Origin of the sequence: Microtetraspora niveoalba, assembly GCF_001570405.1 — a bacterium.
In the GTDB taxonomy this organism is placed as follows: Bacteria; Actinomycetota; Actinomycetes; order Streptosporangiales; family Streptosporangiaceae; genus Microtetraspora; species Microtetraspora niveoalba.
Map to the genome: position 1 here is coordinate 92,900 of NZ_BBYM01000017.1, position 21,934 is coordinate 114,833.

20 protein-coding genes are annotated in these 21,934 nt (G+C 73.2%); 12 read left to right on the forward strand and 8 right to left on the reverse strand.

All coding sequences use genetic code 11. The features are described 5' to 3' along the window. Window positions 1–8: 8 nt before the first annotated feature. From xerD to AWQ70_RS17045, 11 genes are all read left to right on the forward strand, one after another. On the forward strand, window positions 9–938 hold the full coding sequence (xerD, locus tag AWQ70_RS16995) for a site-specific tyrosine recombinase XerD (RefSeq protein WP_067177074.1): 930 nt from the start codon (window positions 9–11) through the stop codon (window positions 936–938). 152 nt (window positions 939–1,090) lie between these two features. Next, on the forward strand, window positions 1,091–1,933 hold the full coding sequence (locus AWQ70_RS17000; protein WP_281197040.1) for a ParA family protein: 843 nt from the start codon (window positions 1,091–1,093) through the stop codon (window positions 1,931–1,933). A gap of 85 nt (window positions 1,934–2,018) precedes the next feature. Continuing rightward, window positions 2,019–2,846, forward strand: coding sequence for a segregation and condensation protein A (locus AWQ70_RS17005; protein WP_084517230.1), 828 nt, complete (start codon window positions 2,019–2,021; stop codon window positions 2,844–2,846). Beyond that, on the forward strand, window positions 2,833–3,420 hold the full coding sequence (gene scpB, locus AWQ70_RS17010) for an SMC-Scp complex subunit ScpB (RefSeq protein WP_067177079.1): 588 nt from the start codon (window positions 2,833–2,835) through the stop codon (window positions 3,418–3,420). The genes AWQ70_RS17005 and scpB overlap by 14 nt, the downstream gene beginning before the upstream one ends. Window positions 3,421–4,169: 749 nt before the next feature. Beyond that, window positions 4,170–5,144: a pseudouridine synthase gene (locus AWQ70_RS41240; protein ID WP_245647003.1), complete on the forward strand. Its 975-nt coding sequence runs from the start codon at window positions 4,170–4,172 to the stop codon at window positions 5,142–5,144. Window positions 5,145–5,217: 73 nt separating this feature from the next. After that, window positions 5,218–5,577, forward strand: a complete 360-nt coding sequence (aroH, locus tag AWQ70_RS17020; RefSeq protein WP_067177082.1) for a chorismate mutase — start codon at window positions 5,218–5,220, stop codon at window positions 5,575–5,577. A 216-nt stretch (window positions 5,578–5,793) separates the two neighbouring features. Continuing rightward, on the forward strand, window positions 5,794–6,885 hold the full coding sequence (locus AWQ70_RS17025; RefSeq protein ID WP_067177085.1) for a prephenate dehydrogenase: 1,092 nt from the start codon (window positions 5,794–5,796) through the stop codon (window positions 6,883–6,885). A gap of 149 nt (window positions 6,886–7,034) precedes the next feature. Continuing rightward, the gene (gene cmk, locus AWQ70_RS17030; protein ID WP_067177088.1) at window positions 7,035–7,733 is read left to right on the forward strand and encodes a (d)CMP kinase; all 699 of its coding nucleotides are present in this window, start codon (window positions 7,035–7,037) and stop codon (window positions 7,731–7,733) included. 85 nt (window positions 7,734–7,818) lie between these two features. Then, window positions 7,819–9,240 carry a ribosome biogenesis GTPase Der gene (gene der, locus AWQ70_RS17035; protein ID WP_067177090.1) on the forward strand — a complete coding sequence of 474 codons (1,422 nt, stop codon included), beginning with the start codon at window positions 7,819–7,821 and terminating at the stop codon, window positions 9,238–9,240. Between the two features lie 147 nt (window positions 9,241–9,387). After that, entirely contained in the window at window positions 9,388–10,635 is a 1,248-nt protein-coding gene (locus tag AWQ70_RS17040) for a sensor histidine kinase (RefSeq protein WP_067177512.1), read from the forward strand. After that, on the forward strand, window positions 10,626–11,273 hold the full coding sequence (locus AWQ70_RS17045; protein ID WP_067177092.1) for a response regulator: 648 nt from the start codon (window positions 10,626–10,628) through the stop codon (window positions 11,271–11,273). The genes AWQ70_RS17040 and AWQ70_RS17045 overlap by 10 nt, the downstream gene beginning before the upstream one ends. Window positions 11,274–11,394: 121 nt before the next feature. Here the strand turns inward: AWQ70_RS17045 and AWQ70_RS17050 are convergent, their stop codons facing one another. The 7 genes from AWQ70_RS17050 to AWQ70_RS17080 all read right to left on the reverse strand — a co-directional run bounded on the left by AWQ70_RS17050 (window position 11,395) and on the right by AWQ70_RS17080 (window position 17,704). Next, window positions 11,395–11,856: a DUF6220 domain-containing protein gene (locus AWQ70_RS17050; protein ID WP_067177095.1), complete on the reverse strand. Its 462-nt coding sequence runs from the start codon at window positions 11,854–11,856 to the stop codon at window positions 11,395–11,397. A gap of 265 nt (window positions 11,857–12,121) precedes the next feature. After that, window positions 12,122–13,672, reverse strand: coding sequence for an MFS transporter (locus tag AWQ70_RS17055; RefSeq protein WP_067177097.1), 1,551 nt, complete (start codon window positions 13,670–13,672; stop codon window positions 12,122–12,124). A gap of 4 nt (window positions 13,673–13,676) precedes the next feature. Beyond that, window positions 13,677–14,348, reverse strand: coding sequence for an LppX_LprAFG lipoprotein (locus AWQ70_RS17060; RefSeq protein ID WP_245647004.1), 672 nt, complete (start codon window positions 14,346–14,348; stop codon window positions 13,677–13,679). Window positions 14,349–14,481: 133 nt separating this feature from the next. Continuing rightward, on the reverse strand, window positions 14,482–14,955 hold the full coding sequence (locus AWQ70_RS17065; protein WP_245647005.1) for a MarR family winged helix-turn-helix transcriptional regulator: 474 nt from the start codon (window positions 14,953–14,955) through the stop codon (window positions 14,482–14,484). A gap of 154 nt (window positions 14,956–15,109) precedes the next feature. Beyond that, the gene (locus AWQ70_RS17070) at window positions 15,110–15,772 is read right to left on the reverse strand and encodes a 4'-phosphopantetheinyl transferase family protein (protein ID WP_067177514.1); all 663 of its coding nucleotides are present in this window, start codon (window positions 15,770–15,772) and stop codon (window positions 15,110–15,112) included. Between the two features lie 75 nt (window positions 15,773–15,847). Next, window positions 15,848–17,239 carry an aminopeptidase P family protein gene (locus AWQ70_RS17075; RefSeq protein WP_067177102.1) on the reverse strand — a complete coding sequence of 464 codons (1,392 nt, stop codon included), beginning with the start codon at window positions 17,237–17,239 and terminating at the stop codon, window positions 15,848–15,850. 96 nt (window positions 17,240–17,335) lie between these two features. Continuing rightward, a complete protein-coding gene (locus AWQ70_RS17080) occupies window positions 17,336–17,704 on the reverse strand; it encodes a type 1 periplasmic-binding domain-containing protein (protein WP_245647006.1) in 369 nt (122 codons plus the stop codon). 98 nt (window positions 17,705–17,802) lie between these two features. Here AWQ70_RS17080 and AWQ70_RS17085 point away from each other — a divergent pair, with 98 nt between their 5' ends. Beyond that, the gene (locus AWQ70_RS17085; RefSeq protein WP_067177517.1) at window positions 17,803–18,231 is read left to right on the forward strand and encodes a CBS domain-containing protein; all 429 of its coding nucleotides are present in this window, start codon (window positions 17,803–17,805) and stop codon (window positions 18,229–18,231) included. Between the two features lie 122 nt (window positions 18,232–18,353). Here the strand turns inward: AWQ70_RS17085 and AWQ70_RS17090 are convergent, their stop codons facing one another. Beyond that, on the reverse strand, window positions 18,354–21,695 hold the full coding sequence (locus AWQ70_RS17090; protein ID WP_245647007.1) for a S8 family serine peptidase: 3,342 nt from the start codon (window positions 21,693–21,695) through the stop codon (window positions 18,354–18,356). Between the last annotated feature and the right edge of the window lie 239 nt (window positions 21,696–21,934).

A 21,934-nucleotide genomic window follows, 5' to 3' on the forward strand; every position in this document is an offset into this window, starting at 1 on the left:
GGGACGTCCTGAGCGAGACGGAGGCCGTGCTGTCCAGCTACCTCGCCCATCTGGCGGTGGAGCGGGGCCTGGCCGCCAACACGCTCGCCTCCTACCGGCGTGACCTGCGGCGTTACGTGGACCATCTCCGGTCGCGCGGCCTCGACACGTTCGCCGACGTGGGCGAGGCCGACGTCGTCGCCTTCCTCACGGCGCTGCGAGAGGGCGACGAGCAGCATCCCGCGCTCGTCGCCAGCTCGGCCGCGCGGGCCGTGTCCGCCGTACGCGGCCTGCACCGGTTCGCGCTGCGCGAGGGGGTGGCCGGCCACGATCCGGCGCACGAGGTCCGCCCGCCGCGCCAGCTCCGCAGGCTGCCCAAGGCGATCACGGTCGCGGAGGTCGAGCGGCTCATCGCCGCGGCCGGCCCCGAGGACTCGCCGCTCGCCCTGCGCAACCGCGCCCTCCTGGAGGTGCTGTACGGCACCGGCGCCCGCATCTCCGAGGCGGTCGGCCTCGCCGTGGACGACGTGTCGTTCGCAGCCGGGGCGGAGGACCAGGTACGGCTGCGCGGGAAGGGGGGACGGTCCAGGATCGTCCCCCTCGGGCGGTTCGCCCGCCAGGCGCTCGACGCGTACATGGTCAGGGCGCGGCCCCAGATCGCCGCACACGGCCGGGGCACCTCCGGCCTGTTCCTCAACGCCCGGGGCGGGCGGCTGACCCGTCAGGGGGCCTGGGAGGTCCTGCAGCAGGCCGCCGAACGCGCCGGGCTTTCCAGAGTTTCCCCGCATATGTTGCGACATTCGTTCGCAACGCATCTCCTGGACGGCGGAGCCGACGTTAGGGTGGTGCAGGAATTGCTCGGCCACGCCTCGGTGACGACCACCCAGGTGTACACCCTGGTCACGGTCGACAAGCTCCGCGAGGTCTACGCGGCCGCCCATCCGCGCGCCCTGCGCTGAAAAACGGCCGAATATCGCGTGTAAGGGCGCGGCGCCTTGCCGCATACGTGCCAAGCCTTTAAATTCGGTCGAGTTCGTGACCGTCAGGGAGGTTCATCAAGGTGACTGCGACCACCGATGCGACGTGGACCGCGGGACCCCCCGGCGGTGAGATCGGACCCACCGGCCGGGTGCGCCCGGTCTTCCCCGATCCCAGCCCGCCCGAGACGCACGGCCCGGCGCGCATCGTCGCGATGGTGAACCAGAAGGGCGGCGTCGGCAAGACGACCACCACCATCAACCTGGGCGCCGCGCTCGCCGAGGTGGGGCAGCGGGTCCTCCTCGTCGACTTCGACCCGCAGGGCGCCCTTTCGGTCGGCCTCGGCATCGACCCGCGCCCCCTCGAGATGACGATCTACGACCTCCTCATGGAGGAGCCCGACGTCACGACCGACGACGTCCTGCTCAACACCACCGTCGAGGGCATGGACCTGCTGCCGAGCAACATCTTCCTGTCCGGCGCGGAGATCCGGCTCGTCAACGAGGTCGCCAGGGAGTACGCGCTCCAGCGGTCGCTCGAGCCGCTGCTTCCGCACTACGACATCTGCCTGATCGACTGCCAGCCGTCGCTCGGCCTGCTCACCGTCAACGCGCTGACCTGCGCGCACAGTGTGATGATCCCGCTGGAGTGCGAGTTCTTCGCCCTGCGCGGCGTCGCCCTGCTGATGGAGTCCATCGGCAAGGTCCAGGAGCGGCTCAACAAGAACCTGGAGATCGACGGCCTGCTCGCCACGATGTACGACCCGCGCACGCTGCACGCCCGGGAAGTGCTCCAGACGATCATGCAGGGCTTCGGCGACAAGGTCTTCCACACCGTCATCAACCGGACCGTCCGCTTCCCCGACGCGACCCTCGCCGGCGAGCCGATCACCCAGTTCGACCCCGGCTCCATGGGCGCCACCGCGTACCGGGAGCTGGCCCGCGAGCTGCTCGCCCGCTGGCCGGCCCGCGTCTGACCCCCGCCGGGCGGGGCGTCACGCGTGAGGCGCGGCGTCACCCGCCCCGCCGATCCGGGCGCGGCCGGCGACGGCGTACGGGACAATGGGCGGCGTGACCGAGCAGCCCGCCACCGACGCGTTCCAGGTGCATCTGGACGTCTTCGAGGGCCCCTTCGACCTGCTGCTCGGACTGATCTCCAAGCACAAGCTGGACATCACCGAGGTGTCCCTGCACAAGGTCACCGACGAGTTCATCTCCTACATCCGCGCCCGCGGGCCGGAGTGGGACCTCGACCAGACGAGCCACTTCCTGCTCGTCGCGGCGACACTCCTGGACCTCAAGGCGGCCCGGCTGCTGCCCACCGGCGAGGTCGAGGACGAGGAGGACCTCGCCCTGCTGGAGGCGCGCGACCTGCTGTTCGCCCGGCTCCTGCAGTACCGCGCGTACAAGGAGGTGGCGAAGGTCTTCTCCGCGCGGATGGCGGAGGAGGCGCTGCGCTTCCCCCGCGTGGTCCCGATGGAGCAGCGGTTCGCGAACCTGCTGCCCGAGCTGATCCTCGGCATCGGCCCGGAACGCCTCGCCAAGATCGCCGCCAAGGTGTTCACGCCGAAGGCCCCGCCCTCGGTCTCGGTGACCCACATGTACCAACCGCTCGCCAGCGTCCGCGAACAGGCCGCTATCCTTGTCGAGCGGCTCAGGCTGGCCCGCACGGCCACCTTCCGGTCGCTGACCGCCGACTGCGCGGGCACGTACGAGGTCGTCGCGCGTTTCCTGGCCGTCCTGGAGCTGTTCAGGGAGGCCGCCGTCTCCTTCGAGCAACTGGAGCCCCTCGGCGAGCTGTACGTGACCTGGACCGGCGCCGCCGACGGGGACGTGACCGTCGGCGACGACTACGACGAGGGCAAGAGGACCGACGATGAGCCCGAGTGAGTCCGAGAGCGTCGAGGACGCGACGGCCGCGGCCGGCCCCGGCCTCAGATCGGCGATCGAGGCCATCCTCCTCGTCGTCGACGAACCGGTCGCCGAGGTGACGCTCGCACAGGTCCTCGAACGCCCCACCGTCGAGATCGCGGCCGTCCTGCGCGATCTCTCCGCGGAATACACCGCCGCCGGACGGGGTTTCGACCTTCGAGAGGTCGGCGGAGGCTGGCGCTTCTACACCCGGGCCGACTACGCCCCGGTGGTGGAGCGCTTCGTCCGGGACGGCCAGCAGGCGCGGCTCACCCAGGCCGCGCTCGAGACCCTCGCCGTGGTCGCCTACCGCCAGCCCGTCAGCCGGGCCAGGGTGGCGGCGGTCCGCGGCGTCAACAGCGACGGCGTCATGCGGACGCTCGTGGCACGCGGCCTCGTGGAGGAGGCCGGCACGGATCCGGAGAGCCAGGCCGTGCTCTACCGGACGACGAGTTACTTCCTGGAGAGGCTGGGCCTGCGGGACCTCGGCGAACTGCCGGAGCTCGCCCCCTTCCTCCCCGACGATGTGGAAACCCTAGAGGAGCAGAAGTAGTGGACAGCAGGCGTACCCCGTCCGGTGATGGACGCGGTCGGAGCCGGGGCACCGGCGAGCGCGGCACGCGAGGCGGATCCCAGGGCGGGTTCCGCGCCGGTCGCGGTGGCGGGTTCCGTTCCCAGGAACCCCGTTCTGACAGATACGGCGACCGCGAGCGCCGATACGACGACGACCGCGGAGGGTCCTTCCGCTCCGGCGATCGCCAGGCGGGCCGCGGCGCCGACCGCGCCGGCGGCGCCAGGGCCGGCGGCGCCGGCCGCGGGGACTCCCGTGAGTTCTCGCGCGGCCGCGGCCCCGCCGGAGGCGGCAGGGGCGAGCGCGACTCCTTCCGTGCGGGCCGGTCCGCCCGGCCGACGGGCGACCGCGACCGCGGCCCCCGCGATTCCCGCGATTCCCGCGACTTCCGTGAGCGCGGCTCCCGTGACTTCGGGGACCGCGGTTTCCGCGACCGGGACTCCCGTGACTTCCGTGACTCTCGCGACCGTGACTCCCGGGACTTCCGTGACTCTCGCGACCGTGACTCCCGGGACCGCGGTTTCCGCGAGCGTGACTCTCGCGACCGCGATTTCCGCGACCGCGGCCCGCGCGATTCCCGCGACTCCCGTGACCGTGACTCGCGCGGCTTCCGCGACGGTGACGCCCGGGAACGCGGCGCGGGCGACCGCGACGCGCGGCCGTCCGGATCCCGCGGGCGGTACGGCCGCCCCGAGGGCGAGCGCCGTGAACGCCGTGAGCGCCGCGACGACGTGCAGACCATCGGCCGCGTCGGCGGCGGGGAGCGGGGCGGCTCCCGCGGCCGCTTCGGCAGGGACAGCTCGCGCAGCGAGCTGCGCGGCTCCCGGCGGCCCGACTTCCGCGCCGGACCGGCCGGAGGGCGGCAGGGCGGACGCGACGCGGCCCCGGGGGAGAACCCGTTCAAGAGCGCCCGGCAGCCCCGCAGGGACCCGGACTTCTACGATCCCGGCTACACCGACGAGCGCGACACCACCGAGGTGCCGGGCGGCGTCCGGCTACAGAAGGTCCTCGCCCAGGCCGGGGTGGCCAGCCGCCGCGCCTGCGAGGAGATGATCGGCGACGGCCGCGTCACGGTCGACGGGCAGGTCGTGCGTCGCTTCGGGGCGCGCGTCGACCCGGCCAAGCAGGTCATCCACGTGGACGGCAAGCGCATCCCGACCGCGGCGGACCTCGTCTACTACGCGCTCAACAAGCCGATCGGCGTGGTGAGCACGATGGAGGACCCCGAGGGCCGGCCGTGCCTGCAGGACTACGTGCAGGAGCTCGCGCCGCGCCTGTTCCACGTCGGGCGGCTGGACACCGAGACCGAGGGCCTGCTGCTGTTCACCAACGACGGCGAGCTCGCCCACCGGCTCACCCACCCGAGCTACGGCGTGAAGAAGAAGTACTGGGCGAAGGTCCCCGGCCCCGTCCCGCGCGACCTGCACCGGGTGCTGCGCAAGGGCGTCGAGCTGGAGGACGGCCTGGCCAAGGTGGACGAGTTCCGCATCGTGCAGGAGCACGGCCAGCAGGCGCTGGTCGAGGTCGTCCTGCACGAGGGGCGCAAGCACATCGTCCGCCGCCTGCTGGAGGAGACGGGCCACCGGGTGATCGACCTGGCCCGCATCGAGTTCGGCCCGGTCAAGCTGGGCCGGCTCAAGCCGGGCACGATCCGCGCGCTCACCCTGCAGGAGGTCGGCGACCTGTACGCGGCGGTCGGCCTGTAGCCTGTGCGGGCGACAGACGGCGGCGGCACGGCGCCCGGTGAACGGGGCGCGGTGGAACAGAGAAGGGGATGACATGGTGCGGGCGGTCCGGGGAGCCATCCAGGTCGACGGCGACGATCGGGAGTCGATCCTCGCCGGGACGACCGAGCTGGTGACCGAGGTGATGGCGCGCAACAAGCTCACCACCGACGACGTCATCAGCGTGATCTTCACGGCCACGCCCGACCTGACGGCGGAGTTCCCCGCGCTGGCCGCGCGGAAGCTCGGCTTCCACGACGTGCCGCTGCTGTGCGCGAGCGAGATCGACGTGCCGGGCGCCCTGCCGCGCGTGGTCCGGTTGATGGCCCACGTGGCCACCGACCGGCCGCGGCAGGAGATCCAGCACGTCTATCTCCGGGGCGCGGTCGCCCTCAGGGTGGACATCGCCCAGTAGACCGCCCGGTGGGCCGACGAGGCCGGCCGGCGACCGCCTGGGCCCCGAGGGGCGCGACAGCCCCTCGGGTGAAGTGAGCACCATAAGTTGGGCCGGGTATCGCAGCCGGACAGGGCGGCACGGAACGCCTCGGGTAGGACGACACCTGGCGACTGGGACCTGGCAGGGCCTCCCGCGAGACGGGGCCCGCACGAGACGGCACGGTAGGGCAGCACCATGACTCCCATCCAGGACGGCACGATCGGCAGCGTCGTCGTTGTCGGCACCGGTTTGATCGGCACCTCCGTCGCGCTGGCGCTCCGCCAGCGCGATGTGCGGGTCTACCTCGCCGACCGCGACCCGGCCGCCGTACGGCTGGCCCGGGAGCTCGGCGCGGGGGAGGAGTGGACGCCCGGCATCACCGCCGACCTCGCCGTCATCGCCGTGCCGCCGCAGTTCGTCGCGGCCCAGTTGCTCGACCTGCAGAAGAACGGGGCCGCCCGCTGCTACACCGACGTGGCGAGCGTCAAGGCGCTCCCGGCGGCGCGGGCGGAGGAGCTCGGGTGCGACCTGACCTCGTTCGTCCCCGGCCACCCGCTGGCCGGGCGCGAGCGGTCCGGCCCCGCCGCCGCCCGGGCCGACCTGTTCCTCGGCCGCCCCTGGGCCCTGTGCCCCACCCCGGACACGTCGGCGGACGCCGTACGGACCGTGGAGGAGCTGGTCGCCCTGTGCGGGGGGAACGCCGTCACGGTGGACGCCGCCGAGCACGACCGCGCGGTGGCCGTCATCTCCCACGCCCCGCACGTGACCGCCGCCGCGGTGGCGGCCCGGCTGGCCGAGGCGTCGGAGACGGCGCTCGGGCTGTCGGGGCAGGGCGTGCGCGACGTCACCCGCATCGCGGCGGGCGACCCGGCGCTGTGGACCGGCATCCTGTCCGGCAACGCCGTACCGGTCGCGGAGGTGCTGGAACGCGTGGCGGCCGACCTGGCCGCCGCGGCGCGCTCGCTGCGCGGCCACGCGGGCGAGGGGGCGGCCGTCACCGAGGTGACCGACCTGCTCAACCGCGGCGTGGTGGGCACCGGAAGGATCCCCGGCAAGCACGGCGGCCCGGCCCGTACTTATGCGGTGGTCCAGGTCGTGATCGGGGACCGCCCGGGCGAGCTGGCCCGGCTGGTGCAGGCCGCGGGCGAGACCGGGGTCAACATCGAGGACATCCGGCTGGAGCACGCGCCGGGGCTGCCCCTCGGCGCCGCCGAGCTGTACGTCCAGCCGGAGGCGGCGGAGGGGTTCGCCGAGGCGCTGCGCGAGCGCGGCTGGCAGGTGCCCTGAGGGCGCCCGCCCGGGGAACCCCGCCCGGGACGCTCCTGTCGTGATCGTCCGCATGCCGTCCGATGCGCGCGGGATCGGCGAGTGCCGGTACTCTCGGGGGCGGACAACGTCGGAGTGCATCTTGACGCGCTCTTGAGACAGAGCTCGCGATGCAGGGCTCTCGAGGCGGAGGAGCGATCGTGTCGGGTCTGGTCGTCGCGATGGACGGGCCTTCCGGGTCGGGCAAGTCGAGCGCGTCGCGCGGGGTCGCGCGGGCTCTGGGGGTGCGTTACCTGGACACCGGCGCGATGTACCGCGCGGTCACCTGGTGGATGCTCCAGCGGGGCGTCGACCTGGCGGACCCGGCCGCGATCGCGAGCCGGTCGGGTGAGCCGCGGCTGGACATGAGCACCGACCCGGACGCCCCCGGCGTCACCGTCGACGGCGTGGACGTGAACGGCCCCATCCGGGGTCCGGAGGTCACCGGGGCCGTCTCGGCGGTGAGCGCGGTCCCCGAGGTGCGCGCCCGCCTGGTCGCCCTGCAACGGGAGATCATCGCCGGTTCGCTCGCCTCCGGCGGCATCGTGGTCGAGGGGCGGGACATCGGCACCGTGGTCGCGCCGGACGCGACGGTCAAGGTCTTCCTGACCGCCAGCGCCGACGCCCGCGCCGCCCGCCGTACGGCCGAGCTGACCGGCACCACCGTGGAGGCGCAGAAGGCCGACATGGCCCGGCGGGACACGCTGGACTCCACGCGCCGCGCGGACCCGCTGGCCATGGCGGCGGACGCCGTGGAACTGGACACGACGCCGCTGGACCTCGACGAGGTGATCGCCGAGGTGCTGCGGCTGGTCAAGGAACGAGCCTGAGCCCGGAACGGGCCGGGACACCCGGCCCCGAAGGGCGGACGGGCAACAAGCGAACCTGATCCTCTCCGGATCGGGAGAGGAAGCGATGAGCAGGGACGTGACGGGGGAGTACGGGGACGAGGCCGGCTGGATCGAGGCCGAGCTCGCCGAACTCGCCGCAGACGAGACCGAGGAGGCGCCCGACAGCGGGCCGCTGCCGGTCGTGGCCGTGGTGGGCCGCCCCAACGTGGGCAAGTCCACGTTGGTCAACCGCATCATCGGCCGCCGCGAGGCGGTCGTCGAGGACGTGCCGGGTGTCACGAGGGACCGGGTCACCTATGAGGCGACCTGGCGGGGCCGCCGGTTCACGCTGGTGGACACCGGCGGCTGGGACCCCGACGCCACCGGCATGGCGCTGCGCATCGCCGAGCAGGCGCAGATCGCGGCCGAGCTGGCCGACGTGATCCTCTTCGTCGTGGACGCCAGCGTCGGGGTGACCGACTCCGACGAGGCCGTCGGCGGGGTGCTGCGGCGCTCCGGCAAGCCCGTCGTGCTGGCCGCCAACAAGGTGGACAACCAGCTCATGGAGCTGGAGGCGAGCGGGCTGTGGTCGCTCGGCCTGGGTGAGCCGTACCCGGTGTCGGCGCTGCACGGCCGGGCCAGCGGCGACCTGCTCGACGTGGTGCTCGACGCGCTGCCCGAGACGCCGCCGCAGACGTTCGGCGTGCGGAGCGGCCCGCGCCGGGTGGCCCTGCTGGGCAAGCCCAACGTCGGCAAGTCCTCCCTGCTGAACAGGGTGGCGGGGGAGGAACGGGTCCTGGTCGACCCGATGGCGGGCACGACCCGCGACCCCGTGGACGAGCTGGTCGAGCTGGGCGGCCGGACGTACCGGTTCGTCGACACGGCCGGCATCCGCCGCCGCGACCGCGAGCTCAAGGGCGCCGACTTCTACGCGGCGATGCGCACGCGGGCCGCGCTGGAGCGGTCGGAGGTCGCGGTCGTGCTGATCGACGCCTCCGACGTGCTGACCGAGCAGGACCTGCGCATCATCAGCCTGGTGATCGAGTCCGGCCGCTGCATGGTGGTCGCCTTCAACAAGTGGGACCTGGTCGACGAGGACCGGCGCTACTACCTGGAGAAGGAGATCGACCGGCAGCTCGTCCGCACGCCGTGGGCGCTGCGGGTCAACATCTCCGCCAAGACGGGCCGGCACGTCGAGAAGCTCACCCCGGCCATCGAGCGCGCGCTCGACTCGTGGGGGACGCGGGTGCCGACGGCCCGGCTCAACCAGTTCCTCACCGAGCTGGTGCAGGCGACGCCGCCCCCGGTGCGCGGCGGCAAGCAGCCCAAGATCCTGTTCGCGACGCAGGCGTCCAGCGAGCCGCCGAAGTTCGTGCTGTTCACCTCCGGCTTCCTGGAGGAGACCTACCGCCGCTTCATCGAGCGCCGCATCCGGGAGGAGTTCGGCTTCGCCGGGTCCCCGATCGAGGTCACGATGAAGATCCGGGAGAAGCGCAAGGGCAAGTGACCCCCGCGCCGAGCCGTCCGCCGGCGGCGGGCCCCCCGGGGTCCGCCGACCGGCCCCGCCGGACGGTCGCCGGTAGGGCTGGCCCTACCATCGGGAGGCCGGTGGGCAGGCTCGTCCGCGCGGGCGGAGAAACCTAGTTTGATGGGCATGCGACGATCTCTGCGACGGCTCACCGCCGACACCACATATCTCCTGCTGGGCTTCCCCTTCGCGGTCATGGCCTTCTGCATGTTGTCCGCCGGCATCTCGGCCGGCCTCGGGCTGGTGGTCGTCTGGATCGGCGTCCCGTTGCTCGCCGTCACCCTGCTCGGGGCGCGGGCCTTCGGCGACATCGAGCGGGTGCGGATGAGCAACGTGCTCGGCAAGCCCCTGATCCGGCCCCGCTACCCTGAGCCGCCCGCCGGGGCCGGATGGCTGCGCAGGACGGCGAACCCGATCCTGGTCGGCCAGTCCTGGCTCGACGCGCTGCACGGATTCCTGGTCTTCCCCCTCGCGACGATCACGTTCTCCCTCGCCATCACGTGGTGGGCGGCGACGATCCTCGCCCTCACGTACCCCCTCTACGGGTGGATCACCTCCAACATCCCCGGCAACCACCAGCTTCCCGAACTGCTCGGGTTCGGCACCGGATACACCGTGGACAGCGTCTTCTACGTCATCGTGGGCCTGGTCTTCGCGATCACCCTCGTGCCGGTCATCCGGGGGTGCGCCGTGATGCAGGCGTCGCTGGGCCGGGCGCTGCTGAGCGGGGTGGCGGAGCTGCACGAGCGCATCGAGGGGCTGACGGAGGGCCGCAACGCCGCCGTCCACGCGGAGGCGGACGCGCTGCGCCGGCTGGAGCGCGACATCCACGACGGGCCGCAGCAGCGTCTGGTCCACCTCGCGATGGAGCTGTCCCGGGCGCAGCGGGAGTTGCGGCGGGACGCGACCGCGGCGCACGAGACGATCGGCCAGGCGATCAACGCGACCAGGGAGACCCTCGACGAGCTGCGCGCGCTGTCGCGCGGCATCGCCCCGCCGATCCTCGCCGACCGCGGGCTCGCCTCCGCGCTGGCCGCGCTGGCGGGCCGCTGCACGGTGCCGGTCGAGCTCGACGTCCAGGTCGAGGAGCGGTTCCCGGCCCTGGTGGAGAACACCGTGTACTTCCTGACCGCCGAGGCGCTCACCAACGTCGCCAAGCACAGCCGGGCGACCACCTGCTCGGTGACGCTCAGCCGGATCGGGGACTCGCTGCTGCTGACCATCGGCGACGACGGCGTCGGCGGGGCGCACGTCGCCAAGGGGCACGGGCTGGCCGGGCTGGCCGACCGGGTCCGCGTGGTCGAGGGAGAGCTGACCGTAAAGTCGCCGGCCGGTGGGCCGACGCTGATCGTCGCGGAGGTGCCGTGCGCGTAGTCGTGGCCGATGACGCCGTCCTGATCCGGGAGGGCCTGGTCCGCCTGCTGGAGGAGTTCGGCTGCGAGGTGGTGGCGACGGCTGGCGCGGGCGACGAACTCGTACGCGCGGTCGTCGAGCTGCGGCCCGACGTCTCCGTCGTGGACGTGCGGATGCCGCCGACGTTCACCGACGAGGGGCTGCGCGCCGCCGTGGAGGCCAGGGAGCGGGTCCCCGGCGCGCCGGTGCTGATCCTCTCCCAGTACGTCGAGGTCTCCTACGCCGACGACCTGCTGGCCGACGCGCGCGGCGCGGTCGGCTACCTGCTGAAGGACCGGGTGGTCGACGTCGAGGAGTTCATGGAGGGGCTGCGGCGGGTCGCCGGGGGCGGCACCGTCTTCGACCCCCAGGTGGTCGCGCAGCTCATGGTGCGCCGCCGCAGGGACGACCCCCTGGCCTCGCTCACCCCGCGCGAGCGCGAGGTGCTCGGCCTCATGGCGGAGGGCAGGTCCAACCCGGCGATCAGCCGCCAGCTCGTCGTCACCGAGGGTGCGGTCGAGAAGCACATCCGGGGCATCTTCCAGAAGCTCGGCCTGCACGCGGAGGACTCCGACCAGCACCGCCGCGTCCTGGCGGTGCTGGCCTACCTGCGGTCCTGACCCGCGGCCCCGGCCGTACAGCCCGGCCGTGCCGGGCGCCGCGGGCCGTTCAGGCGCCGCGTGTCGTTCAGGCGCCGTCGGGCCATTACGCGCTGTGGGTCGTTCAGGCGCCGTCGGGCCTTTACGCGCCGCGGGTCGCCGCGACCGGCGCCACGGGGACGGCGCCCTTGACGAGCGCCCGCGCCCGGCGGACCAGGGCGGCGGCGACGGCCAGGATGGACACCCCGACGAGGGAGTGGAACCCGAGGACGATCAGGCCGCCCGTGGTGCTCTGGCCGTCCGTGTGGCCGGCCAGCTCGGCGAGTGAGAAGACGACGAAGAGCTGGACCACGACCAGCGCGAACGGCGTGATCGACAGGCCGACGAGCCTGCCGCCGACCCGGGCGATCGCCGCGACGATCGTGGTCAGCAGCGACAGCAGCGGGACGACCATCTCGCCGACGATGATGTGGTAGTCGATCAGCGCTCCCTCCGCACCCGGCAGCTTGGCGGGCCGTTCGAACGCGCCGAACGTGACGAGATAGAAGAGAACGAGCACGGCGACGAGCTGCACCACCGTGAACCCGTAGTAGACCTTGCGCACAGGGGCTCCTCTGATGTGGGAAACGGGCCCCGGGGGTTCGTGGACGGGGCTGGTCGCGCACATCTTGCGCCGTGCCGCGTCCTGGGCGCATGGGACGCGGGTCCCCGGCCCGCGGGAACTTTCCGGCGCCGGGCGGGCGACCGTCCCGGGACGACCACCGTTCCGGAACAGCGTCCGGGGGCATGCGCCCAACGCGGGAGACCCGTCGGCCCGCCCGAGGACCGTCAGCCCGCTGCGGGAGACTCGTCGGCCCGCCCGAGGACCGTCAGCGTGTCGTCGCCCGGCGGGGGAGGAGCAGGGCCGTCAGCGCGCCCGCCGCGCACAGCACCGCGGTGATCAGGAAGATCTCGGAGTACTCCGTGTGCAGGGCGGCGTGCACCTCGGCCGTGTACGCGGACAGCCTCCGGGCGTACTCGGCGGCGTCCACACCGATCGGGAGCGGCGTGTCGAGGTCGGCGGTGAGCGACTGGAACCGGTGGAACCCCCACGCGGACAGCGCCGCCACCCCCAGCAGCATGCCCATCATGCGGGCCACCACGACCGCGGCCGAGGCGACGCCGTGCCGCGCGGCCGGGACGACCCGGAGCACCGCGGAGGACACCGGCGCGACGACCAGTCCGAGCCCCAGTCCGGCGACGACCAGGTCCACGTCCATCCGCGTCCCCGCGGAGGCGAGGTCGAGCGGCCACTGGGAGATCCGGACGTAGCCCACGGCGGCGACGGCGAGGCCGCACGCCGCGACCGCGCGCTCGCCGAACCTCCCGGCCAGCAGGCCCCCGAGGAGCGCGGCGACGGCCAGCGCGGCCAGGAACCGGGTGAGGACGAGCGCGCCGCCGACCGTGTCCAGGCCCAGCAGCGTCTGCGCGGTGAACTGCACGTCCACCAGGGTGACGAGCAGCGCGGCCCCGGAGAGGAAGCTCACGCCGAGGGTCGCGAGCACCGGCCGCCGCGCCGCCCCCGCGAGGTCGAGCAGCCGGACCGGCGAGCGTACCTCCCAGACGGCGAACGCCGCCGCCGCGACCAGACCGGCGACGAGACACGGCACGCCCCACGGAGGGAGCACCGCCCGGTCAGGGGAGGGGTTGTACAGCCCCGCGACGAGCAGCCCGAGCGCGGCCGCGAGCAGCAGCCCGCCGACGACGTCGACCGCCGCCCCGCCGCGCGGCTCCCGCCCGCCGGGCAGGCCCCGCTGTACGGCCACCGCCGCAAGCGCGGCCAGGGGGATGTTGACCCAGAAGATGAGCCGCCATCCGCCGATCGGCAGGCCGAGCCAGGCCGTGCCGGCGGGGATCAGCGAGGCGACGGCCACGCCGTACAGGGGGCCGAGGACGCTGCCGAGCTCCTGGGCCGCGCCCACCGCGCCCAGCGCCGCCGGACGGGCCCGCTCGTCCCACAGGTCGCCGATGAGCGCCATCGTGATCGGCAGCAGCGCCCCTCCTGCGACGCCCTGGAGCGTGCGGCCCGCGACCAGCAGGGGCACGCCGTCCGCCAGCGCGGTGACCAGCGAGCCGGCGGCGAACCCGGCCAGGCAGGCGTGGATCAGGGGCCGCCGGCCGTACCGGTCGGACAGCCCGCCGAGCAGCGGCATCGCCGCCACGTAGCCGAGCAGGAACCCGGTCACGATGGGCGTCGCCCGCTCCAGGTGGTTCAGCGGGACCCCGGCGTCCGCCGCCACGTCGATCAGCACGGTCACCACGACGTACGCGTCGAGCGCGGCGAGCAGCACCGCCGTGCCGCCGACGCCGAGCGCGATCCCGCGGGCCGCGCGCGCGGGGGCGGCGGGGGCGGCGTCGTCGGGAGAGGAGGAGGCGGTCATGCGGTCAGGACGCCGGGGGCGCGATCGTCACCGGCGCGTCGTAGTCGGCGAGGCTCACGACGACCTTGCCCCCGCTCAGCGGCAGGTCCATCTTGAGCAGCCGGCCGGTGGCCTCGTCGATCCAGACGGTGCCGTTGACCCCCTGCGCGACGCCGGGGATCAGCTTGGCCAGGATCCGCTGGGAGAGCGTGACCGGGACGCGGTAAGCCTCCGCCCCCGCGACCTTCTCCACGGCCTCGGTGCGCGCGTCGGTCGCGGTGGACAGCAGCTCGGGCAGCCCGCTCAGCACCGCGGACGGATCGTAGATCGCGGCGAGCTCCTCGCGGGTCATCCGCTGGAAGCCGCCCGTCGGGCCCTTGAAGTGGACCGCGTCCCCGACCAGGACGAACTCCAGCTCCTGGAGGGAGCCCATGATGTCGATCTGGAGGCTGCCCTTCGCGTCGCCCTCCTTGGTGAGGCTGCCCTCGGCGTGCTTGACCGAGACCGACGGCTTGCCCTCGGTGTCGATGGTGAACGCGACCGTCTTCACCGCCGCCATCGCCGTGGCGGCCTTCTTCATCAGGTCGGGACCGGCGGGCAGGCCGGCCTCCGCCGACCCGCCGCAGGCCGGCACCAGGAGGACGGCGAGGACGAGCCATACGGCGCCGGCCAGGCGGCGTGTCAGGAGTCTTGTCACAGGCGGATCGTAGCGATCGGGGCCGCGCGGGGCCCGGGTCCTGACGTATCGGTTTGGAACCATGACCCGGCCGTGACGGGCGCGGTCTTCCCGCGTCAGGCGACGGCCGGGCGCCGCGGCGGCGGCGCGCGGGTCAGGAGGCCCTTCCGGCGCGTACCCGCTGGAGGTGGTCCACGATCGGCGCGTAGATCGTCTCCAGCGTGGTGATCTGGTCGGCGGTGAGCCGGTCGATGAAGTGGCGGCGGACTCCCGCCACATGGTCGCGCGCGACCCGGCGGATGGTCTCCCAGCCGAGGTCGGTGAGCGCGGCGAACGTGCCCCGCCGGTCGTCCTCGCAGAGCTCCCTGGTCACCAGCCCGGCCGCCTCCATGCGCGAGATCTGGTGGGAGAGCCTGCTCCGCGACTGCACGGTCGCGTCGGCGAGGTCGCTCATGCGCATCCGGTGCCGGGGGCTCTCGGAGAGGTACACCAGGATCTCGTAGTCGTTCAGCGACAGTCCGGCCCCGTGCAGCTCGCGGTCGAGCTGGTGGGACAGCAGCCGGTGAACGGTCAGGTGCGCGCGCCAGGCCCGCTGCTCCTGAGGGGTGAGCCAGCGAGGGTCGTCCATGCCGACCAGCATAAGATCACGCCGTTCCGGCGCGTCCGGGAAGGACGGCGTACGCCGGGAGGGAACGGGGCGCCGTAAGCACGAGGGCGCGGGCCGGACGGCCCGGCGGGTCGCGAGCCGGGGACGGGCAGGGGGCGCGGGGCGTACCCGGGGCTCAGGCCCGGGTGGCGGCGTGGCCGCCCGGCAGCCGCAGCCGGGCCGGGCTGTCGGTGATCGCGCCCGCGATGACGCTGCCGGCCGTCCATTCGAGCAGGTGCCTGCCCTCCCATTCCAGGGTCGCCGAGCCGGCGTCGAGCGGCAGGCCGGACAGGTCCGTCTCGCGCAGCCGGTCGAGGGTGAGCTCGCCCCGCTTCACCAGGGCCTCCTTGCGCACCCACTGCCGGATCAGCTTGCGGTTGTCCAGCCCCACCAGCCCCGCCTCGGCGGGGGTGAGCGCGAGGGAGGCCAGGCCCGGGTCGGCCGGGCCGTCCGCGGCGTGCTCGGCGTCCACGCCGACCCGGCCGTACCCGACCGCCGCGCAGACGTATCCCCTGGTGTGGGACATGCTCACGGACAGGTCGGGCTCCTCCGCCAGCCGGGGCCGCCCGTGCGGCCCGCCGCACTCCTCGCACCGCTGCACCAGCGTGAGCGCGCAGGCGCGCGCGCCGAGGAACTCGGCCGCGCAGTGCCGTACGAGGAGGTGGGCGGCGACGAAGTCGCGCCGGTCCCGCTCGCGGGTGAACCGCTCGGCCCGGGCGCGCTCGGCTTCGGTGAGCGTCCCCCCGGCCATCTCGAGAATCTCGTCGGTGTGTCCGGCGAAGATCAGGGGGGAGCGCACGGCCACACCCTATTCGAGCGATGTGACCGTCGCGTAAACCGCCTCCGTCCCGCGCCCCCGGAACCGGTGGCCCGGTCAGCCGAGCAGGCCGGCCATCCACGCCTCGATCTCGTCCGGACGCCTGGGCAGGTCCGCCGACATGAGGCGCGCGCCGTCCGCGGTGATGACGAGGTCGTCCTCGATGCGCACGCCGATGCCGCGCAGCTCGGGCGGCAGCGTGAGGTCGTCCGGCTGGAGGTAGAGGCCGGGCTCGACGGTGAGCACCTGCCCCTCCTCCAGCACGCCGTCGAGGTAGGCGCCGGCCCGCGCCGCCGCGCAGTCGTGGACGTCGAGGCCGAGCATGTGCCCGCTGCTGCAGAGCGTGTAGCGGCGGTAGAGCCCGCTCTCCAGGTCGGGGTTGGACAGCACGCCCCAGTCGTGCAGTCCCTCGGCGATCACCCGCATCGCGGCCTGGTGGAACTCGCGGAACCGGACGCCCGGGCGGAGGGTCGCGATCGCGGCGTCCTGCGCCGCGAGGACGAGGTCGTACACCTGCCGCTGCAGCGGGGTGAACCGGCCGGACAGCGGCAGCGTGCGGGTGATGTCGGCGGTGTAGAGGTTGTCGCCCTCCACGCCCGCGTCGAGGAGCAGCAGCTCGTCGGGGTTCAGCCGCCCGTCGTTGCGGATCCAGTGCAGCACGCAGGCGTGCGCCCCGGAGGCCACGATCGACTGGTAGCCGACGGCGTTGCCCTCCAGCCGGGAGCGCAGCCCGAAGACGCCTTCGACGTACCGCTCGCCGCGCGGGTGGGCGATGGCGGCGGGCAGCGCGCGGACCACGTCCTCGAAGCCGCGCGTGGTGGCGTCCACCGCGTGCTGCAGCTCCGCCACCTCCCACTCGTCCTTGACGAGCCGCGCCTCGGCCAGGAACGCGGCCAGCTCGCCGTCGCCCTCGCCGGGGGTCAGCAGGGTGTCGACCGAGGCGTCCACGCCGCGCAGCACCCGGGCCGGCCCGGTGAGCGCGCCGGCCAGGCGGTCGATGTGGACGCACTCGATCTGGTACAGCTCCTCCGCCTCGGCGAGGTCGGGACGGCGGCCCACCCAGAACTCGCCGTACCGGCGGTCGCGGTAGAACTCCTGCCCCTCCGAGCGCGGCGACCGCGGCCGCATGAAGAGCCGGGACGCGCCGGACGGCTCGACGACCAGGACGTCGTCCGGCTGCTGGTCGCCGGTCAGGTACGTGAAGGCGCTGTGCGGCCGGAACCGGTAGTCGTCGTCGTTGCTGCGGACCTTGAGCGTCCCGGAGGGGATCACCAGCCGCTCTCCGGGGAAGCGGGCGGCGAGCGCGGCGCGCCGTTTGGCCGTGTACGCGGCGAGGGGCAGCGGCCGTACGTCGGACCGGCTGGTGTCGGCCCAGCCGGTCGTCATGAACTCGGCGAGGGCCTCGGTGATCGGAAGGTCGTGGCTTCCGGTGTTGAGCTTGTCCGTCATCGTTGTCTCCGGCACGGCGAGTAACTGTGATATTTCACATATTACTGGTCCGGCACCCGAATATCACCAGCGTACGCACTGGACGGTGGTGACAGGTCAGCCCACCGGGACGGTGTACTCCCCGGCCAGATCCGACACCGCCGCCTCCCTGTAGATCACCGCGCCGCCGACCGCCTCCTTGTCCGGCTTGACGATGTACGTGGCGCGGGTGGCGGGCTTGTCGACCACGGAGAAGTCCATCTCGGTGCCGTAGCCGCCGTCCCAGGCGCCCCTGGCGCGGTGGACGGTCAGGACGCCCTCCCTGCTGAGGTCCCCGGCCTCGCACGCCTTCTTCAGCGCCTCGCCGACGATGGCCGCCGCCGGGTAGCCGGCGGAGACGCCGCCGTCCAGGGCCTCGCCGGGATACTTCGCCCGGTAGTCGGAGACGAGCTTCCGCATGGACGCCGTACGGCTGCTGCCCGTCACCTGAGCCGCGCCCGCGCAGGGACGGGGCGCTTAGGGGGAACGCGCGGAGGGCAGTTTCCAGGGAAAACCGTGCCGGTGGCAGAGCCGAGGTGGTGCCGATGCTGATCAGAACAGTTCTGCGGGGCAAAGGGACGGACGTGGCGACCGTGCGGCCGGACGCCACCGTCACCCAACTGCTGGCCGTCCTGGCGGAACGGAACATCGGGGCCGTGGTCGTCTCGGAGGACGGCGCGACCATCATCGGCATCGTCTCCGAGCGCGACGTCGTGCGGCGGCTGGCCGACCGGGGCGCCTCGGTCCTGGACCTCCCCGTCTCCGCGATCATGACGTCCGAGGTGCACACCTGCTCGCCCGAGGCGAACGTGGACGAGCTGCGCCGCACGATGACCAACCACCGCGTCCGGCACGTCCCCGTCACGCGCGAGGGGCGGCTCGCCGGCATCGTCAGCATCGGCGACGTCGTCAAGAGCACCATCGAGGAGCTGGAGACGGAGAACGAGGCCCTGGTCGGCTACATCCACAGCTGACCGGGACCGCCGGAGAGGGGGAGGGGCCCGGCGCGCGCCGGGCCCCTCCTCGACTCGGTCCGATTCACGCCGTCCGCCGGAGGCCGTGACGGTCCTCGCGGCGGACGGCGCGCCGGCCGTGGTCAGCGCACTGTGATCTTGTCCACCTCCAGGGTGATGCCGCGCACCTGCGGGGTCGAGGTCGCCGTCGTCACCTCACCGGTGCCGGCGGACGAGCCCTTGACCGTGAACGAGTAGGTGAGGGAGCCGCCGGGCGCGCCCGGCGTGCTGGTGATCCGGTAGTCGCCCGCCGGAGCGCCGGTGATCTGGCCGCCGGCCGTGCCGTCGGCGTTCTCCGCTCCCACCGTCAGGCCGTAGTCGTCGCCGGGGTGCGGCGGCAGCGCGGCCGGGTTGTAGGCGAAGCTGATGTCCTCCGTGCCGTTGAGCCCGATCCACTGCTGGAAGACCTTCTGCGCGCTGTCGCCGTACAGGTGGACGCGCCACTCGACGACGAGCCACCGGTTGACGCCGTCCGTCAGCGACGCCGCGTACACGCCGGGCGCCCCGCCGCCGTCGAGGTCCGTCCAGTACGGCGCGAGCACGCCGTTCGGCGCGGTCGCGTCGGGCAGCGTCTGCGGGCTGTACGCGATGTCCGCGGAGCCGCTCGTGCCGCCCGCGACGGTGTAGCCGTTCGACACGACCCCGATCCGCGTGTACGTCTTGCCCGCGTACACGAAGGCCGGGACGGTGTAGTTGATCGCCTCCTCGTCGCCGATCGGCGTCGGCGCGACGCCGAGGGAGGCCAGCGAGAGCCAGCCGCCCGCCGGGTTGGTCCCCGGCGCGATGCCGGGCCGGTCGGGCTGCCGCGCCGCGAGCGTGGTCTTCGCCGTCACGAGGTGGGTCCCGGACAGTTGCGCGCCGGTGGCGCCGGTGGCGCGCAGCTTCGGGCTGAGCGTGCTGACGGCGGTGACCTCGGCGTTCTCCAGGGTCTCGTTCCGCACGGTCACGGTGCAGGTGGACGTGCCGGTGTTCTTCGCGATCGTGTCGGGCGCGCAGGTCTGGTCGATCGGCACCGCTCCCTGCCGGCGGTGGAACGCGACCGGGAGGTGCTGCGTCCGGTCGCCGTTGACCTGCTTGAGGTTCACCTGGCCGAAGTACTGCCCGTCGGGCAGGTCCGGCGCGGCGATGACGACGGTGAGCTTCACGCTCTTGCCGGGCTTGACGGTGAACAGCGGCGGGAGCACGGTGACGCTCGCCCCGGCGACCGTGGTGCCGCTCGCCGTGTAGACGAGTGTCTTGTCCGTCGTGTTGACCAACGTACGCTTCGCGGTGATCACGCCCGGCATGACCGGAGCGTTCACCGAGGGAAGGTTGAGGTCGATCCGGCCCATCGGGTCGGTCGCCGAGGCCGCGAAGCCGGCCGCGGTCTCGTCCAGGGTCAGGGCGGCGTCGGCGGCCTTCGACAGGTCGACCCGGCCGCCGCCGTAGTCGAACGGGTCGGCGGGCGTGGTCCGGTCCTGCTTGGTGACCTTCGTCGTGGCCGTCGTCTCCAGCGCCGACTTGATCTGGCCGGGCGTCCAGTCGGGGTGCAGGGCCGCCATGAGCGCCCCCGCGCCCGCGACGTGCGGCGACGACATCGACGTGCCGGCGATCACCTGGAACAGGTTGCCGGGCGGGCCCTCCAGCTCCGACTCCGGCGTGGGCGTCTGCCCGGCGAGGATGTGCAGGCCGGGCGCGGTCACGTCCGGCTTGAGGAAGTCGCCGCCCGGGCCGCGCGAGGAGAACGTCGTGATCGCGTCGCCCTGCCAGGTCGCCTTCTCGCCCTGGGTGAAGCTCGCCGTCGCGCCCGGGTGGGCGGTGAGGAAGGCGAGCAGCGCGTCGGTCTCCGGCTTGTCGATGTGGACGGTCGGCACCCAGTGGTTGTCCGTCATCACGTCGAGCGGCGCGGAGTTGTAGAGGATCATCCCCGCGGCGCCGCCCTTCTTGACCTGGGCGCTCTTGAGCACCCGGTTCGGGCCGCGCTCACAGGCGACGATCTTCCCGGTGAACTGCCCGGCCGGGGGTGTGCCGACGCACAGCGCGTCGTTGTACGGCGGGGCCGAGGCGAGCACGATCGGCAGCGGCGTCGCCGCACCCGCCGTGATCGACGCCCCCTTGATCGTGGCGGTCGCGCCGCCGCCGGTGAGGGTGATCGTCGACTGGAAGGTCCGGGTCTGGGTCGAGGCGGCCACCGTCGTGACCCACGGGCTGCGGTGGTCGGTCGTGTTCGCGCCCGGGCCGGAGTTCCCGGCCGAGGCGGCCACGAAGACGCCCGCCGCGTACGCGTCGAGGAACGCCAGCTCGACCGGGTCGCTGTAGGGGTCGGACCCGCCGGAGATCGAGAAGTTGATCACCCGGACGCCGTCCGCGATCGCCTGCGCGACCGCCGCGGCCGAGTCCGACTGGTAGCAGCCCTCGGCCCCGCACACCTTGTACACCGCCACGTGGGCGGCCGGCGCGACGCCGCGGATCGCGCCGCGGTCGATGCCCAGCGGGTTCGCGTGCTCCACCGGGCCGCCGGCCGAGGTTGTGGCGGTGTGCGTCCCGTGGCCGTTGGAGTCGCGGGCGCTGTCCGGGTACATCTCGCCGCCCACGAGCGCGTTGTACGTCGCGAGGAAGGGCTGGCCGGAGATCAGCTTGTTGTTGCAGACGAAGACGTCCGCGGCCGGGGTCAGCGGGTTGTCGCCGAACGAGCAGGTCCGCGGGGTGCCGTCGGCCTTGGCCGGCGGCGCGGGCAGGTTGCCCGGGTCGGCGAACGACGGGTGCTCGGGCCACGCGCCCGAGTCGAGGATGCCGACGATCACGCCCTTGCCGGACGAGCTCGCCCCGCCGAGCCGGTTGTAGACCGTGTCCGCGCCCATGAACGAGGCGCTGGAGTCGGTGAGCGGCTGCTCCCTCTTGTCCTCCTGCACCGCCGCGACCCCGGGGAGCTTCAGCAGCTCGGCCGCCTTCTCACCGGGTACGGTGAGCGCCACGCCGCCGTAGACGGTGCGGAGCCGCTGGCCCACCTTGGCGCCGGGGACCTTCTCGGCCAGCTCTCGGAGGAAGGTGTTCTCGACCTCCTCGATGTGCCTGCCGTACTTCGCCGCGTCGGCGCTCTTCAGGTCGAGGGACTTCCCGGTGACCGCCGGGCTGGTGCCGGGCAGGCCGGGCAGGTCGCCCCGGTACGCCGCGAGGGAGTCGTAGTCCAGTTTCACGACGACGTTCACCGGCGCCGTCGAGCGCGATTTGAGCAACTGGGCGTCGCTCTCGGCCAGTCGGCCGGTCGCGGACTTGGCTCCCTGGACGCGTTCACCTCCGGTGAGCGCGGTGGCCGACCAGGAGCCGGTGGGGCCGGGGGTGGGTTCCGCCGTCGCGGAGACCGCGGGGATCGTCGCCGCGACGAGGGCGAGACCGCTCGCGACGGCGGCCAGGCGTAAGTAGGTGGACGGGGTCTTCCTTGGCACGAACACCTCCCATGAGGGCACTGCGCGGAATCGCCGCCCGCAGGGTGAGGTGTCGTGCCGCCGCCGTGTACGCACGGGAAGGTGCACGACCCTCCCCGTTGGGCGACGACCGGCCGGTCGCCCCGGAAGGCGGCCGGACCTGACTGGGAGTCTAACTAGAGATCAATTTTCCGCATAGATCACTATTTATGCTGACTTTATGCGGCTCTGTTGGGTGGAAGTTGCCAAGCCCTACACTC